Origin of the sequence: Pseudomonas sp. S60 (assembly GCF_016647865.1) — a bacterium.
Taxonomy (GTDB): domain Bacteria; phylum Pseudomonadota; class Gammaproteobacteria; order Pseudomonadales; family Pseudomonadaceae; genus Aquipseudomonas; species Aquipseudomonas parafulva.
In genome coordinates this window covers 44,547-59,126 of record NZ_JACVVH010000001.1, presented here as the reverse complement: position 1 = coordinate 59,126, position 14,580 = coordinate 44,547, and the positions used below count along the sequence as shown (strand labels likewise).

The window sequence follows — 14,580 nt, the reverse complement described above, 5'->3', positions numbered from 1 at the left end:
GGCACGCCCCCGCGGTCTGGCACAGAACAATAAAACTACTTTCAGGTAGCCGCAGCCAGGTTCGTATCAGCAATGATGAAAGCAGGTCAGCGCTCAAAAAAATACGTTTGCTCTTGGCCCCGGGTGGGGGCCACCCGCTCCACCAGGGCAGGCTGACAAAAACAACAACAGGCCGGTCCCAATAATAAGAAACAAAGAGCAGGCAACAACGCTTTGAGGGGAGCTTCGGCTCCCCTCAGTGCTTCCTGCCCTCCTCCTCCTCGCGTTTCTCCTCATCCTGCCCCTCGGCTTTTTCTACCAGCACCGGCATCGACCCCAGTACCAGTAATGCCAGCACCGTGCTGATCAGCGCTGTGGCCTCCCGCCCCATGCCGGCAGCCGTGCCAATCGCCGCTGTCATCCACAGCCCCGCAGCCGTGGTCAGGCCCTTGACGTGGCTGGTGTCACGGCCGTTGCCCTTCAGGATGGTACCCGCGCCCAGAAAACCAATGCCCGCGACTATCCCCTGGATGACCCGGCTCATGGCCTGCTCGTCAGCGCCCGCCATGCTCGGTGCCAGAACGAACAATGCGGCGCCCAGAGAAACCAGCATGTGCGTACGCACCCCCGCCGACTTGCCCCTGTGCTCACGCTCGAACCCCAGCACGGCGCCCAACAGCGCTGCCATCAACAGGCGCACTAAAATGCGTGTCACCTCACGCGCGTCAGTGACATCGGCAAATTCGATCATGATTGCCTGCCAGATAATCTCCACGTCGCGTGTGCCCTCACTGATAGCGTTTTGTTGGACGGCGGCCGCCTCTGCGCGAGCCAGCCAGTGCAGTGTGGACCGTGAAGCAGGGCACAAAGTGCCGGCCGGCGGGTAGTTGCAGTAACCCGCCTGCGCTGGAGGTCCACCGATCACCTACCAAGGAGGACATCCCATGCCTGTTGAAACCAACCCCGAAACCCAGCGCTGCCTGCTCGTCTCGGACGGCGTGCGGCTGGAGGCCCAAGGCCCTGACATTGAAATCATCACCGACGAGCGCCTGCGCATGTCCGTTGCGACCCTGGCAGATCACCGTGTGCCGATCACCGAAGCGGAGGCCGACGCCCTCACCGTTGCAGGTGCGGTCGATAGCCGCAGGCATCTGAAGACCACCGCTCCAGGCTCGATAATCTGAGGCCTGCAGCTCATGGCTGGGTATCTGATATGGTTTTTATCTAAAAATCTGAGCCTGTGCCGATAACAGCCTCAGGGCCATAGTGCTCATGCCTGATCGAGGCCTGATGAGCACGGAGCCATGAACGATAGAATCCCTTATGCAGAGATCGCGGTAGTTCCAGCCAAGCTGCAAGCAAGGCCCATTGAGGCCGGTATCCATACCCGCAGCTTCAGCGGCGTTTTTCGAAACCTGCGCATCGGCTTTGCCGGGGCGCTGTTTCTGCTGTTCTTCGGTACAGCCTGGCTCCAGTGGAACGGGCGCCAGGCTGTGCTGTGGGACCTGGGCAACAGCAAGTTCCACATCTTTGGTGCCACGTTCTGGCCTCAGGACTTCATCCTGCTGTCCGCGTTGTTGATCATCTGCGCGTTCGGGCTGTTTGCCATTACCGTTTACGCAGGGCGCGTGTGGTGCGGCTACAGTTGCCCGCAAAGCACATGGACCTGGCTGTTCATGTGGTGCGAAAAGGTCACCGAGGGCGACCGTAGCCAGCGCATCAAACTGGCTGCAGCGCCGTGGAGCGCCAACAAGCTGGTACGCCGGTTGGCCAAGCACAGCCTGTGGCTTGCGATCGGCCTGGTCACCGGCCTGACCTTCGTCGGCTACTTCACCCCGATACGCCCACTGGCGGCAGAGCTGCTGACCCTGCAACTGGGCGGCGTGGCGCTGTTCTGGGTGCTGTTCTTCACTGCCGCCACCTACATCAATGCTGGCCTTCTGAGCGAGGCGGTGTGCCTGCACATGTGCCCGTACGCGCGGTTCCAGAGCGTGATGTTCGACAAGGACACGCTGGCGGTGGCCTACGACCCCCGCCGTGGGGAAAGCCGCGGCCCGCGCAAGAAAGGCAGCAACGCCCACGCCCAGGGCCTGGGTGATTGCATCGATTGCACCCTGTGCGTGCAGGTGTGCCCCACCGGCATCGATATCCGTGACGGCCTGCAAATGGCCTGCATCGGCTGCGCCGCGTGCATTGACGCCTGCGACGGTGTCATGGACAAGATGGGCTATGAGCGCGGGCTGATCGGCTACAAGTCCGAACACAGCCTGCAAGGCGGCACCACCCATTGGCTGCGCCCACGCCTGGCCGGTTATGCGCTGGCACTGCTGGTCATGTTCGGTGCGCTGGGGATGGCCTTGTATCTGCGGCCGATGGTGTCGCTGGATGTGATCAAGGACCGTGGCCTGTTCCGCGAAAACGCCCTGGGCCAGATCGAGAACATCTACCTGTTGAAGATCATCAACAAGACCGAACGCACCGGGCACTACCGCTTGCAGTTGCTGGACGCCGATGGTTTCAGCCTGCAGGGCAAGACCCTGTTCACGGTCGCTGCGGGGGACATGAGCGAGCTGCCGGTGTCGGTAGCAATGCTCGCCGACCGCCCCGTCAGTAGCTCGCAGCCGCTGGCGTTCGAAATCAGCGACCAGGACGACCCCGCCATCAACAGCGTGGCCCACAGCCGCTTCGTCGCCCCCATGAACCGTTGATCCCTTAAACTGATATCACCTTGCCTGCCAGGCTTCGACAGAAGGCCAGAATGAAACGTTACGAACGCTTCGCCGACGATATTGCCGAACTGATCCGCTCCGGGGTATTGGGCCCCGGCCAGCGCGTCCCTTCGGTACGCTATGCCAGCCAGACCCACGGGGTAAGCCCCTCCACGGTGTTCCAGGCTTATTACCTGCTGGAGCGCCGCGGGCTGATTCGTGCCCGGCCGCGCTCCGGTTACTTCGTCAACGCCCACGCCCCGCGGCAGTTCAACGAGCCGCAGGCATTGCAACCGGCCAGCGAGTCCACCGACGTGGACGTCAGTGGGCTGGTGTTCTCGATCCTCGATTCGATCAAGGACCCGCACACCGTGCCGTTCGGGTCGGCGTTCCCAAGCCCCGAACTGTTCCCGCTGCAACGTCTGTCACGCTCACTGGCCAGCGCCAGCCGCAGCATGGACCCGCGCATGGTGGTGACCGACCTGTCACCGGGCAACCCGCAATTGCGCCGGCAGATCGCCCTGCGCTACATGGTCGGCGGCCTGATGCTGCCCATGGAAGAGCTGCTGATCACCAATGGCGCCCTGGAAGCCCTGAATTTGTGCCTGCAGGCAGTCACCCAGCCGGGTGACCTGGTCGCCATCGAAGCCCCCGCCTTCTACGCCTGCCTGCAGGTGCTGGAGCGGCTAAAGCTCAAAGCGGTGGAAATCCCGGTGCACCCGCGTGAGGGCATGGACCTCGGGATCTTGGCCCAGACCTTGGAAAAACACCCGGTCAAGGCGGTGTGGTGCATGACCATCTTTCAGAACCCGGTAGGTGCCAGCATGCCGGAGGCCAAGAAGCAGGCGTTGGTGGAACTGATTACCCGCCACCAGGTACCGCTGATCGAGGACGATGTCTACGCAGAACTCTACTACGCACAGCAGGCACCTAAGCCGGCCAAGTCCTTCGACACTCAGGGCCTGGTCATGCACTGCGGGTCGTTCGCCAAAAGCCTGGCCCCGGGCTACCGCATCGGCTGGGTGGCAGCCGGCCGCTTCGCGCAGAAGATCGAGCGGCTGAAACTGATGACCTCGCTGTGCGCCTCGATGCCTGCCCAGGCGGCGATTGCCGATTACCTGCAGCATGGCGGCTACGACCGTCACCTGCGCAAGCTGCGCTACGCACTGGAGGGCCAGCAAGCCAGCATGCTGGCAGCCATTGGGCGCTACTTCCCAGCCCAGACGCGGGTCAGCCAGCCGGCAGGCGGGTATTTCCTGTGGCTGGAACTGCCTGAGCAGATAGACGCACTGAAGCTGTTCCACATGGCCCTGGCCCAAGGCATCAGCATTGCGCCAGGGCCGATATTCTCGCCCACACGGCGCTTCGGCAACTGCATACGCCTGAACTACGGCAGCGCCTGGGGTGACGATGCCGAGCAGGCCATGGCCACCCTGGGCCGCATCATCGCCTCGTTTTGATACAGGCAGCCCATGGTGGGGTGGCGGCCAGCTATAGTTGTCTGACTTAACCGGCCGGACACTTAGCATGCCAGCAGATAACGCCATGGGCTGTATGGAGCAGCTGCAAGCAAGGCTGCACACACTGGAGGCCGAAAATGAGCAACTCAGGCTCAAGGCTGCCAGCTTCGACGCCCTTGCCGGCAACATGGACGAAGGCCTCTGTGTGCTCGAACTGCTGGAGGATGAACGCGGCCAGTACTACGACTACCGGCACGTGCTGGCCAACGAAGCGTGCGTGCGCCACACCAATCACCCCAAGCACCTTGGCCTGACGGCCCGCGAAACCATCCCCGACGAGGTGGACAGTTGGCTACCTCATTTTGCAGAAGTGGCCCGGTCCGGCCAGTCTGTGCGCTTCGTGGAGCGGCTTGCCGTGTCGGACCGCTGGCTCAACCTGTCGGTGCACCGCCTGGAGCCTGCCTGCAGCAAGCGCGTGCTGGTGATTTTCACCGGCACACCAGGCGAGCAGATGGCGGTTGACCAATTACAGGCGCTCAACAAGGAGCTGGCCCAGAAAGTCGGCAGGGCGCAGGCCAACAGCAAATTGCTGGGTGAGTTGGTGGACCACAGTGTCGCCAACGTGTTTGCTGCGGACCGGACCTTCCGGCTGTTGGCCATCAACCGCACGGCGCAGGAGACCTTCATGCGCTGGCGCGGCGTGGTGCCCAAGGTCGGTGAACATATCCCGCGCTTTCTTGCCCATCAGCCTGACATCATCAGCCGGTTGAAACTGTTGTGGCCGAGGATTCTCGCCGGCGAATCGTTCGTCGACACGGTGGCCATAGGGCAGCCCGACGCCCAGCGCCATTACGAGGTGCGCTACAACCCGCTGCGTGACGCCGACAACGCCATCCAGGGCGGTTTTTTATTTGCCTATGACATCACCGAGCGCGTTGCCGAGCAGGCGCGCCTGCGCCAGGTCGAAGAAACCCTGCGCCATTCACAAAAGCTTGAGGCAGTCGGCCAGTTGACCGGGGGTATTTCCCATGATTTCAACAACTTGCTGGGCAGTATTACCGGCGCGCTGGAAATTGCCGCACAGCGTCAGGATGAAGGCCGTTACCCCGACGCCTCGCGGCTCATCGGCCTGGCCAGGCAGGACACCCAACGCGCCGCGGCCCTTGTGCAACGGCTGCTGACCTTTGCACGCCAGCAAACCCTCATGCCGCAACCTGTGGACGTGCACCAACTGGTCGTTGGCATGCATGACCTGATCAAAAGCTCGCTGCACGCCAACATCGATTTCGAGGACAGCACCTGCCCCGATCAGTGGTTGATCTCCATCGACCCGCCTCAGTTGGAAAACGCGTTGCTCAACCTGTGCATCAACGCCCGCGATGCCATGCCGCTGGGTGGCCGGTTGTCCATCCGCAGCACCAATACGGCGGTCGATGCACTGCAAGCCCAACGCCTGCACCTACCCACCGGCGATTACGTGCAGATACGGGTCAGCGACAGTGGTATCGGGATGTCTAGCGAAGTGCTCGAACACGCCCTGGAGCCGTTTTTCACCACCAAGCCGCTGGGCCAGGGTTCTGGGCTTGGGCTGTCGATGGTGTATGGCTTCATCCGCCAGTCTGGCGGCCAGATGAACATCAAGAGTGTGGTGGGGTCAGGCACCTGCATCGACATCTACCTGCCCAAGGACAACGAGGCCACCCTGGCAATGGCGGTTACGCCGGAACCTGCGCAATCCCACTGCCCTGCGCCTAACCACCTCATCATGTTGGTGGAGGACGAGCACACGTTGCGCCTGGTGATCGAGGAATTGCTCGATCACCAGGGGCACACGGTCTATACCTATTCCAGCGGGCGGGATGCGCTAGCCGCCCTGCAGGGTGGGCTGCAGCCAGCCTTGCTGATTACCGACATCGGCTTGCCCGGCGGCGTAGACGGTAAGCAGCTGGCGATGGCGATGCCCGGTGACGCAGCCGTGCTGTACATTACAGGCTACACCAGCGAGCAGGTCAGCCTTGCGCCTTCGCAGCGCGGCGCCATATTGTGCAAACCCTTCGCCCTGACGGCGCTCAGCGAACAGGTCGGGCTGCTGTTGGCAGACCGGGGGCCAATCAGCGGCCGCCACTGAGGTCCACGAAAGTGCCTGTCGAGTAGGAGGCCTTGTCTGACAGCAGCCAGAGGATTGCCTCAGCAACCTCCTCAGGCTGCCCACCGCGGCCCATGGGCAGGCTGTGCTCAAGTTTGCTGACCCGCTCGGGGTCGCCAGACAGCGCGTGAAAGCCGGTGTGTATATAACCCGGCCTAACCCCGTTAACCCTTACCCCCTCCCCCGCGAGTTCCTTGGCCAGGCCAATGGTGAAGGTGTCCAGCGCACCTTTGGAGGTGGCGTAATCCACGTATTCGTTTGGGGAGCCCAGGCGTGCTGCCATGGGCGACACATTGACGATCGCGCCCCCGTGCCCGCCATGGCGATGCGCCATGCGCAGGACCGCGTGCTTGGCACACAGCATGGGGCCGACCACGTTGGTTTTCATTATTTTGAGCAGGCGGAATTCAGACATGTCCTCCACGCGGCTCTGCTGGGCAATGGTGCCAGCATTGTTGACCAGTGCGGTGACCGGGCCCAGTTCATGGTCGACACGCCTGAACAGCTGGATGATTTCGTCTTCGACGCTGGCATCGGCACGCACGGCAATGGCCTTGGCGCCCAGGGCAAGGACCTGGCCAAGGATGGTTTCGGCGGCCTGGTCGTCGGCATGGTAGTTGATGCAGATGCGGTAGCCGTGCCGAGCGGCGAGCAGTGCGGTGGCAGCGCCTATGCCGCGGCTGGCGCCGGTGATGACGATGACGTTGTCCATGGGATCACCGTAGGGTTGAGCGGGAAGCTTCAAGCTTCAAGCTTCAAGCTTCAAGCTTCAAGCATATTGGATGTGGGTTAGGGCGGTGCTCGGTCTCACTTGCGAAGCGGTCATCAGGCGGGCACCTTGAGTCGTCAAGCCTATCAATGCCCACCAGCTCCCGGCCCCGCTTTCGCCGTAAACGGCGGCTTGGCGAACCATACCAACAAAATCAGGCCCGCAAACACCCACGTCATCAACGTAAAGTAATCCACCGTCGACATCATGTAAGCTTGGCCATTGAGAATTTGCTCCAACTGGGCATAGCTGTGCAAATCCGCCCCTCCCAACCGCTCGAGCGCATGCCGCGTGGCAGGGTCGAACTGGCTGATGTGCTCACTCAGATAAGCATGATGCTGGTCCGCCCGACGGATCCATATCCAGGTGGTCAACGACGCCGCGAAGCTCCCCCCCAGCGTGCGCAGGAACGTCGCCAGGCCCGACCCATCGGCGATCTGGTGCGGCGGCAGGTCAGACAACAAAATGCTCAACGTCGGCATGAAGAACAACGCTACCCCAATCCCCATGAACAGCTGCACCAGCGCCACGTGCTGGAAGTCCACCTCGCTGGTGAACCCCGCCCTCATGTAACAGCTGGCGCCGATGGCCAGAAACGCCAGCCCCGCCAGTACCCGCAAATCAAAACGGTGCGCATACTTGCCCACGAACGGCGACATGATGACCGGCAACAGGCCAATAGGCGCCACCGCCAGGCCCGCCCAGGTCGCGGTGTAGCCCATCTGCGTCTGCAGCCATTGCGGCAAGATCAGGTTGATACCGAAGAACCCCGCATACCCCCCCACCAGCACGATAGTACCCACGCGGAAGTTGCGGTGCACAAACAGGCGCAGGTTGACCACCGGATGCCGGTCGGTGAGCTCCCAGATGACAAAAATCGCCAGGAACACCACCGAAATCAGGCTGCCGATGATGATGAACGATGACTCGAACCAGTCCAGGTCATTACCCTTGTCCAGCACCACCTGCAACGCCCCGACACCCACGATCAACGTCAGCAGGCCGATATAGTCCATCGGTTGCCGGCTGGTCACCACCGGCCGGGTGCGCATTTGCTGGCGCACCACTGCCGCCGCGAACAGGCCAATGGGTATATTGATGAAAAAGATCCACGGCCAACTGTAACTGTCGGTGATCCAGCCACCCAGTATGGGCCCGGCGATGGGCGCCACCACCGTGACCATCGCCAGCAGTGCCAGTGCCATCCCCCGTTTGGCCGGCGGGTAGACTGCAATCAGCAACGTCTGGGTCATCGGATACAAGGGCCCTGCCACTACCCCCTGCAGCACCCGGAAGCCCACCAGCTCAGGCATCGACTGGGCAATGCCGCACAGAAACGACGCCAGCACGAACAGCAGCGTCGCCCACAGGAACAGCTTCACCTCGCCGAACCGGCGGCTTAGCCAGCCGGTGAGTGGCAGGGCAATCGCATTACTCACCGCAAACGAGGTGATGACCCAGGTGCCCTGCTCGTAACTGACCCCCAGGTTGCCGGAAATGGTCGGCAAGGCAACGTTGGCGATCGTGGTGTCAAGCACCTGCATGAACGTTGCCAGCGACAGCCCGATCGTGGTCAGCAACAGGCTGGGCGGGGTGAACTGGGCCGCGGCGTTATTGCTCATCGCTGGGCCGTCTTGCCAGGTGCGCTGTTGTCACGGATCAGTTGGGCGATCAGCTTGTCTGCCTCTCCCAACTGGCGATCGTAGACTTGCGTGGTGTAGCTGGCCTGCTGCGGCGGTTGCTGGGCCAGGGCGGGGCCGCTCTGGTCATGCAGATCGACCTCGGCCACCGTGGACAGGCCGATGCGCAGCGGGTGATCCCTGAGCTGTTCGGGGTTGATGTGAATGCGCACCGGCACGCGCTGAACGATCTTGATCCAGTTGCCCGTGGCGTTTTGTGCGGGCAGCAGCGCAAAGGCGCTGCCGGTGCCAGCGCCCAGGCTGTCCACAGTGCCTGTGTAGGTGACCGCGCCACCATACAGGTCGGCGCTGATTTCCACCGGCTGGCCAATGCGCATCTGGCGCAGCTGGGTTTCCTTGAAATTGGCATCGATCCACACCTGGTCCAGCGGTATCACCGCCATGGTGGCGGTGCCCGGCTGCAGGCGCTGCCCCAACTGCACGGTGCGCTTGGCCACATAGCCGGTGACCGGCGCCACCAGCGTGGTACGGGCATGGTCCAGGTAGGCCTTGCGCAGGTCGGCGGCGGCGGCCATGACCTCGGGGTGCGAAGCCACCTCGGTGTCGTCCACCAACGCCGTGCTGGTGCTGAGCTGCTGGCGGGCACTGTTGACCGCGGCCTGGGCCACGCTCAGGTCGTCGCGGGCATGGGACAGCTCTTCAGCGGCGATGGCGCCGCTGTCAGCCAGTACCTTGCGCCGGTTGAAATCCTGCTGGGCCTTGCGCAGCTCGGCCTGGCGGGTGTCCAGTTGGGCCTTGAGCGAATCGACGTTGCTGTACAGGCCGCGCACCTGGCGAACGGTGCGCGCCAGGTTGGCCTGAGCAGACTGCAACGCGACCTCGCTGTCGGACGGGTCGAACTGCAGCAACACCTGGCCGGCGTGCACCAGGTCACCGTCATCGGCCCCGATGCTGGTGACAGTGCCTGTGACCAGTGGTGTGATCTCCACCACATTGCCGTTGACGTAGGCGTCATCGGTGCTCTCGTACCAGCGGCCAACCAGGCTGTACCACGCCCAGGTCCCCAGGCCAGCCAGTATGACCAACAGCAACAGGCCCAACAGCCAGACCTTGCGCTTGCGCGACGACTGGGGCGCTTCGGGAGGGTTCTGGGTGTCTGTGGAGGTTTCCATGACGGTACCTTGAAGAAGAGGTGGCAGGGTTCAACGGTCGCCAAAGCGACGGACCGTCAATGGGTCGCCAGCGTTCAGCAGAATCTTGGCCAGCAGGCTTTCGAGCGTTTTCAGCTCGTTGGGCGCCAGCACGCCGCACAGCTCGTTCATGGCCGCGGCGCCAATCTCCGGCAGGCGGTCGGCCAGGCGCTGGCCGTCTTCGGTCAGGGCGATGCGCACCTGGCGACGATCGTCCGGGCAGCGCGTGCGCATCAGCAGCTCCTTCTGCTCAAGCCGGTCGAGCATGCGGGTCATCGACCCGCTGTCCAGCCCCAGGTAACGGCACAACTCAGCCGGGGTATCGACCTGATACTGGGTCACGATGATCAGCACCTTGAACTGTGCAGCCGTCACGCCTTCTGACTCGAGGTGCCAGTCGAGGATGCGGTCCTTGAGAATGGCCGATCGGCCAAGCAGCATGCCGATGGCACAGGTCTGGAAATTTTCTGGTGAAAAATGAGCCATGGGTGATCGCTCGGGCAATTATGTGAAAATATTACTGCCTAGGCAGTTAATGTCAAAGCCTTGATTAGCGAGCTACGTAAATTTCATTTTTGCGGGTACGCGCGGATAGCGTCTTATACCCCTGCATGCGATGGGCTTTTTCCACGCGAAGGGTTCTCAAACGCGGTAAATATCGTCAGATTCGGCGAAAAATCGAAATAAATGATTTTGATTCGCCATTACTCCGGTTCTCGTCTAGCCCAGCGCAAGGTTAGAATGCGCAAAACCCGGAGCTGCAATGAACCAAGACCTCCCCAATAAACGCCCTGATGACGCCATCACCGATGCTGCGGCGCACTGGTGCATGCGCCTGCATGCCGATGATTGCCAGGCCGCCGAGCGGGAGGCATTCGCCCACTGGCTGGCGGCAGACCCACGGCACGCTGTGGAATACAAGGCAATGCTGGAGATCTGGGAAACCGCTGACCTGCTGCCCCGCAGGGACGATGTAGCGGCATCACCCAACCGATCAGGCCGGCCAGCACGGGTACGCCGCTGGCGAACCCAGGCCTGCGCAGCGGCCATCGCGCTGGCGGCGCTGCCGCTGGCCGGGTGGATGGGCTGGGAGCAAGGCTGGCTGCCCAACCATTACCAGCACCTCGAGGCTGGCGATCACATGCAGACCGTGCAGTTGAGCGACGGCAGCACGGTGCAGCTCAACCTCAACACCGAACTGACCTACCTCAACTTCAAGGACCAGCGTCAGGTCACCCTCAAGCGTGGTGAAGCGTTCTTCAGCGTGCAACACGACAGCAGCCACCCGTTCATCGTACGTGCGGGGAACGGGCAGACTCGCGTCACCGGCACTCAATTCAATGTATGGAAGTATCAGGATCAGGTGAAGGTGACCCTGGTGGAAGGTTCGGTGCTGGTATCCAGCGACGGCAGCGGCGGCTACCGCCTGGGCCCAGGCATGCAGGCCAATTACCGCCAGGGGGACTTCGAGCCGCAACTGGAGCAGCCTGATGACTTTGCCAACACGCTGGCCTGGCGCAGCGGCAAGCTGGTACTGGACAGCATCAGCCTGGAGCAGGCGCTGCCCATGATCAACCGCTACCTGGACAAACCGTTGCGCCTTGCCGATGCCGGTACGGGGCACATCCGCATCAGCGGCGTGTACAACACCCGCGAAGTCGGGCAACTGGTCAATAACCTGCCCAAAGTGCTGCCGGTTTACCTGACCCGCAGCAAGGATGGCAGCACCGTGCTCAACCGCATTTCGCCACCCCCGCGCAAGGGCTGACGCCCTCCCCTACAACGTCATTGCCGCCAGCCAGCCGAATGCCAGCAGCGGCAAGTTGTAGTGGATGAAGGTCGGTACCACCGTGTCCCAGATATGATGGTGCTGCCCGTCCACATTCAGCCCCGAGGTCGGGCCCAGGGTTGAGTCGGAGGCCGGCGAGCCAGCATCTCCCAAGGCCCCGGCGGTGCCCACGATGCACACCGTGGCCAGTGGGTCGAACCCCAACTGAACACACAGCGGCACGAAGATCGCTGCCAGGATCGGCACGGTGGAAAACGACGAGCCAATGCCCATGGTGACCAACAGGCCAACCAACAGCATCAGCAGGGCACCGATACCCTTGCTGTGATCGATCCACTGCGCCGCCGCTTCCACCAGGCTCTTCACTTCCCCGGTGGCCTTCATCACATCGGCAAAGCCCGACGCCGTAATCATGATGAAACCAATCATGGCCATCATCTTCATGCCTTCGGTGAACAGGTCATCGGTATCCCGCCATTTGACGATGCCTGACAGCGAGAAAATCAGGAAGCCTGCCATGGCCCCGATGATCATCGAGTCCAGCACCAGTTGCACGATGAAGGCGGCGACGATCGCCACCCCGGCGACCAGCAGCGTCATGGGGTTGTACTGCACGCTCACCTGCTCCACCTGCTCGATGCGCGCCAGGTCGTAGTCACGCTTCTTGCGGTAGCTGATGAACACTGCCGTCAACAGGCCTACCAGCATGCCTGCCGCTGGGATGGCCATGGCATGGGTGACATCGAGGCCAGTGATGTCCACGCCGGCGCGGGCCACGTTGGCCAGCAGAATCTGGTTGAGGAAGATGTTGCCAAACCCCACGGGCAGGAAGATGTAAGGGGTAATAAGGCCAAAGGTGATGACGCAGGCAATCAGCCGACGGTCGATGCGCAGGCGGGTAAGCACATACAGCAGCGGCGGCACCAGCAGGGGGATGAAGGCAATATGAATGGGCAGGATGTTCTGCGAACACACGGCAACCACCAGCATCAGGCCGATCATCAGCCACTTTACCTTGCCGCCATTGGCATGCCCCTGCCGGTCGATCATGGCCAGTGCCCGGTCGGCCAGCGCGTGGGCCAGCCCGGATTTGGCAATGGCCACGGCAAAGGCGCCGAGCAAGGCATACGACAACGCCACCGTGGCCCCTCCCCCCAGGCCACCGTTGAAGGCCTTGAGGGTACCGTCGATGCCCAGGCCACCGACCAGCCCGCCCACCAGGGCACCGATGATCAGGGCGATGACCACGTGCACGCGGGACAGGCTGAGTATCAGCATGATGCCGACCGCGGCGATCACTGCATTCATGTTGGCTTACCTCATAACGACGGAAAAAAAGCGCGCACTCTGAAGCAGTGAGCCGCAGATGTCAAAAACGCCATGTTGCGGCGTTTTACCCGCGGCCATTCGGTTAAATTGAACGTTTGAATAAAGAAAGCGCTATTGACGCCGATAGCCCTGTGGGGCTGCGAAGCGCCCCTTCGAAGCCATAACCCTTACTCTTAGAAAAGGGACACGCCCCATGCCTTTGCGACAACTTTCCATCCAATGGAAGATCACCCTGCTTGCCGGCCTGTGCCTGGCAGGCATCGTCACCCTGCTCGTCGGCCTGTCGCTGTACCGCATGGACCACAGCTCCGACCTGGTGAAGGCCAGCAGCATGCAGATGCTGACCGAGTCGGCCCAATCGCGCATCGAGTCCCAGGGTGAAGTGCAGGCACTCAACATCCGCCGCCAGTTCATGGACGCCTACCAATACGGCGCCGGGTTTGCCCGCCAGGTGCTGTTCCTGCGCGAGCAGGCGGAAAAGCGCTTCCTTGATGCGTTCGACCTGCGTGAGGACATGACCCGCCAGGTACGCGCCGCGCTGCAGGCAAACCCTGAACTGCTCGGGCTGTCACTGGTGTTCGAGCCCAATGCGCTGGACAACAAGGACAGCCTGTTTGCCGGCAAGCCGGAGCTGGGCAGCAACGAAACCGGGCGCTTTGCCCTGTACTGGTCGCAGCCGCGCGCCGGTCAGCTGACGTCCATGGCGCTCCCGGAGCACGACATGGCCGACACCGACATCGGCCCCAGCGGCCAGCCCGCCAATACCTGGTGGGTGTGCCCGCGCACCACCGGCAAGGTCTGCGTGGTAGAGCCCTACTTCTACGATATCGACGGCCAGCAGGTGCTGATGACCAGCATCGTGTTCCCGCTCACGGTAGACGGCAAGATCATCGCCACGCTCTCGGCCGACATCAACCTGAACAGTTTGCAGGCGCTGAGCCAGGAAGCCAGTGCCAGCCTCTACGAAGGCCGTACCACGGTGGGTATCCTCAGCCCTGTGGGCTTGCTGGCCGGCTACAGCGCCGACGCCAGCAAACTGGCCCAGCGCTTCGACCAGGTTGATACCGCCAAGGGCGCCGAACTGGTACGCAAGCTGGCCGATGGCAAGATGGTCATTCTCAACGACCGCCAGCGCCTCAAGGTGCTGGCGGCCTTCCGCCCCATCCCCGACGCCAAGCCCTGGGGCGTGCTGCTGGATGTGCCCGAAAACGCCCTGACCGGCCCCGCCGAAACCCTGAAGCAGGAGCTGGATGCGCTGAATACCAGCGGCACCCTGCTGGAACTCGGCCTGGGCCTTGCCGCCGCGATTCTGGGGTTGCTGCTGGTGTGGCTGATGGCACGCGGGGTGACCCGGCCGATTCTGGGCGTGGCCGCGATGCTCAAGGACATCGCCAGCGGCGAGGGTGACCTGACCCGCCGCCTGACCTACCAGAAGCAGGATGAACTGGGGGAACTGGCCGGCTGGTTCAACCGGTTCCTGGACAAGTTGCAGCCGACCATCGCCGAGGTGAAGGAGTCGGTACATGCTGCCCGTTCCACCGCCGACCAATCGTCGGCCATCGCCACTGAA

General features: G+C 62.4%; 11 protein-coding genes and 1 pseudogene. 6 read left to right on the top strand and 6 right to left on the bottom strand.

From position 1 onward, the window contains the following. Positions 1–235: 235 nt before the first annotated feature. The gene (locus IAE33_RS00220) at positions 236–754 is read right to left on the bottom strand and encodes an MgtC/SapB family protein (protein WP_028633854.1); all 519 of its coding nucleotides are present in this window, start codon (positions 752–754) and stop codon (positions 236–238) included. Between the two features lie 169 nt (positions 755–923). Here IAE33_RS00220 and IAE33_RS00215 point away from each other — a divergent pair, with 169 nt between their 5' ends. The 4 genes from IAE33_RS00215 to IAE33_RS00200 all read left to right on the top strand — a co-directional run bounded on the left by IAE33_RS00215 (position 924) and on the right by IAE33_RS00200 (position 6,275). Next, on the top strand, positions 924–1,163 hold the full coding sequence (locus IAE33_RS00215; RefSeq protein ID WP_201161622.1) for a DUF3203 family protein: 240 nt from the start codon (positions 924–926) through the stop codon (positions 1,161–1,163). A gap of 120 nt (positions 1,164–1,283) precedes the next feature. After that, positions 1,284–2,687 carry a cytochrome c oxidase accessory protein CcoG gene (gene ccoG, locus IAE33_RS00210; protein ID WP_201161621.1) on the top strand — a complete coding sequence of 468 codons (1,404 nt, stop codon included), beginning with the start codon at positions 1,284–1,286 and terminating at the stop codon, positions 2,685–2,687. Between the two features lie 50 nt (positions 2,688–2,737). Further along, positions 2,738–4,147 carry a GntR family transcriptional regulator MpaR gene (gene mapR / locus IAE33_RS00205; RefSeq protein WP_201161620.1) on the top strand — a complete coding sequence of 470 codons (1,410 nt, stop codon included), beginning with the start codon at positions 2,738–2,740 and terminating at the stop codon, positions 4,145–4,147. Positions 4,148–4,658: 511 nt separating this feature from the next. Further along, positions 4,659–6,275, top strand: coding sequence for an ATP-binding protein (locus IAE33_RS00200; protein ID WP_442967325.1), 1,617 nt, complete (start codon positions 4,659–4,661; stop codon positions 6,273–6,275). On the opposite strand, the gene IAE33_RS00195 is transcribed toward IAE33_RS00200, so the two are convergent. From IAE33_RS00195 to IAE33_RS00180, 4 genes are all read right to left on the bottom strand, one after another. Beyond that, positions 6,259–7,005 carry an SDR family oxidoreductase gene (locus tag IAE33_RS00195; protein ID WP_201161618.1) on the bottom strand — a complete coding sequence of 249 codons (747 nt, stop codon included), beginning with the start codon at positions 7,003–7,005 and terminating at the stop codon, positions 6,259–6,261. The two genes, IAE33_RS00200 and IAE33_RS00195, sit on opposite strands and share 17 nt — an antisense overlap. 143 nt (positions 7,006–7,148) lie before the next feature. Beyond that, complete coding sequence (locus tag IAE33_RS00190; RefSeq protein ID WP_028633849.1) at positions 7,149–8,684, bottom strand: DHA2 family efflux MFS transporter permease subunit; 1,536 nt, start codon at positions 8,682–8,684, stop codon at positions 7,149–7,151. Beyond that, positions 8,681–9,874 (bottom strand): HlyD family secretion protein, encoded by a 1,194-nt coding sequence (locus tag IAE33_RS00185; protein WP_201161617.1) that lies wholly within the window; start codon positions 9,872–9,874, stop codon positions 8,681–8,683. Before IAE33_RS00185 ends, IAE33_RS00190 begins: the two co-directional genes overlap by 4 nt. Before the next feature lie 30 nt (positions 9,875–9,904). Continuing rightward, positions 9,905–10,378, bottom strand: a complete 474-nt coding sequence (locus IAE33_RS00180) for a MarR family winged helix-turn-helix transcriptional regulator (protein WP_028633847.1) — start codon at positions 10,376–10,378, stop codon at positions 9,905–9,907. 277 nt (positions 10,379–10,655) lie between these two features. Between IAE33_RS00180 and IAE33_RS00175 the strand changes: the two genes are divergently transcribed. Beyond that, a complete protein-coding gene (locus IAE33_RS00175; RefSeq protein WP_201161616.1) occupies positions 10,656–11,660 on the top strand; it encodes a FecR family protein in 1,005 nt (334 codons plus the stop codon). 9 nt (positions 11,661–11,669) lie between these two features. Here IAE33_RS00175 and IAE33_RS00170 read toward each other — a convergent pair whose 3' ends face one another. Then, on the bottom strand, positions 11,670–12,989 hold the full coding sequence (locus tag IAE33_RS00170) for a Na+/H+ antiporter family protein (RefSeq protein WP_201161615.1): 1,320 nt from the start codon (positions 12,987–12,989) through the stop codon (positions 11,670–11,672). A 214-nt stretch (positions 12,990–13,203) separates the two neighbouring features. On the opposite strand from IAE33_RS00170, the pseudogene IAE33_RS24835 reads away from it, so the two are divergent. Beyond that, positions 13,204–14,490, top strand: a pseudogene (locus tag IAE33_RS24835) (PDC sensor domain-containing protein); the annotation flags it as partial. Positions 14,491–14,580 lie beyond the last annotated feature (90 nt).

Excerpts from the sequence above, each read along its gene's own strand:
- IAE33_RS00215 (WP_201161622.1), top strand. The coding sequence starts at position 924 with ATGCCTGTTGAAACCAACCCCGAAACCCAGCGCTGCCTGCTCGTCTCG.
- ccoG (WP_201161621.1), top strand. The coding sequence starts at position 1,284 with ATGAACGATAGAATCCCTTATGCAGAGATCGCGGTAGTTCCAGCCAAG.
- mapR (WP_201161620.1), top strand. The coding sequence starts at position 2,738 with ATGAAACGTTACGAACGCTTCGCCGACGATATTGCCGAACTGATCCGC.
- IAE33_RS00200 (WP_442967325.1), top strand. The coding sequence starts at position 4,659 with ATGGCGGTTGACCAATTACAGGCGCTCAACAAGGAGCTGGCCCAGAAA.
- IAE33_RS00195 (WP_201161618.1), bottom strand. The coding sequence starts at position 7,005 with ATGGACAACGTCATCGTCATCACCGGCGCCAGCCGCGGCATAGGCGCT.
- IAE33_RS00190 (WP_028633849.1), bottom strand. The coding sequence starts at position 8,684 with ATGAGCAATAACGCCGCGGCCCAGTTCACCCCGCCCAGCCTGTTGCTG.
- IAE33_RS00185 (WP_201161617.1), bottom strand. The coding sequence starts at position 9,874 with ATGGAAACCTCCACAGACACCCAGAACCCTCCCGAAGCGCCCCAGTCG.
- IAE33_RS00180 (WP_028633847.1), bottom strand. The coding sequence starts at position 10,378 with ATGGCTCATTTTTCACCAGAAAATTTCCAGACCTGTGCCATCGGCATG.
- IAE33_RS00175 (WP_201161616.1), top strand. The coding sequence starts at position 10,656 with ATGAACCAAGACCTCCCCAATAAACGCCCTGATGACGCCATCACCGAT.
- IAE33_RS00170 (WP_201161615.1), bottom strand. The coding sequence starts at position 12,989 with ATGAATGCAGTGATCGCCGCGGTCGGCATCATGCTGATACTCAGCCTG.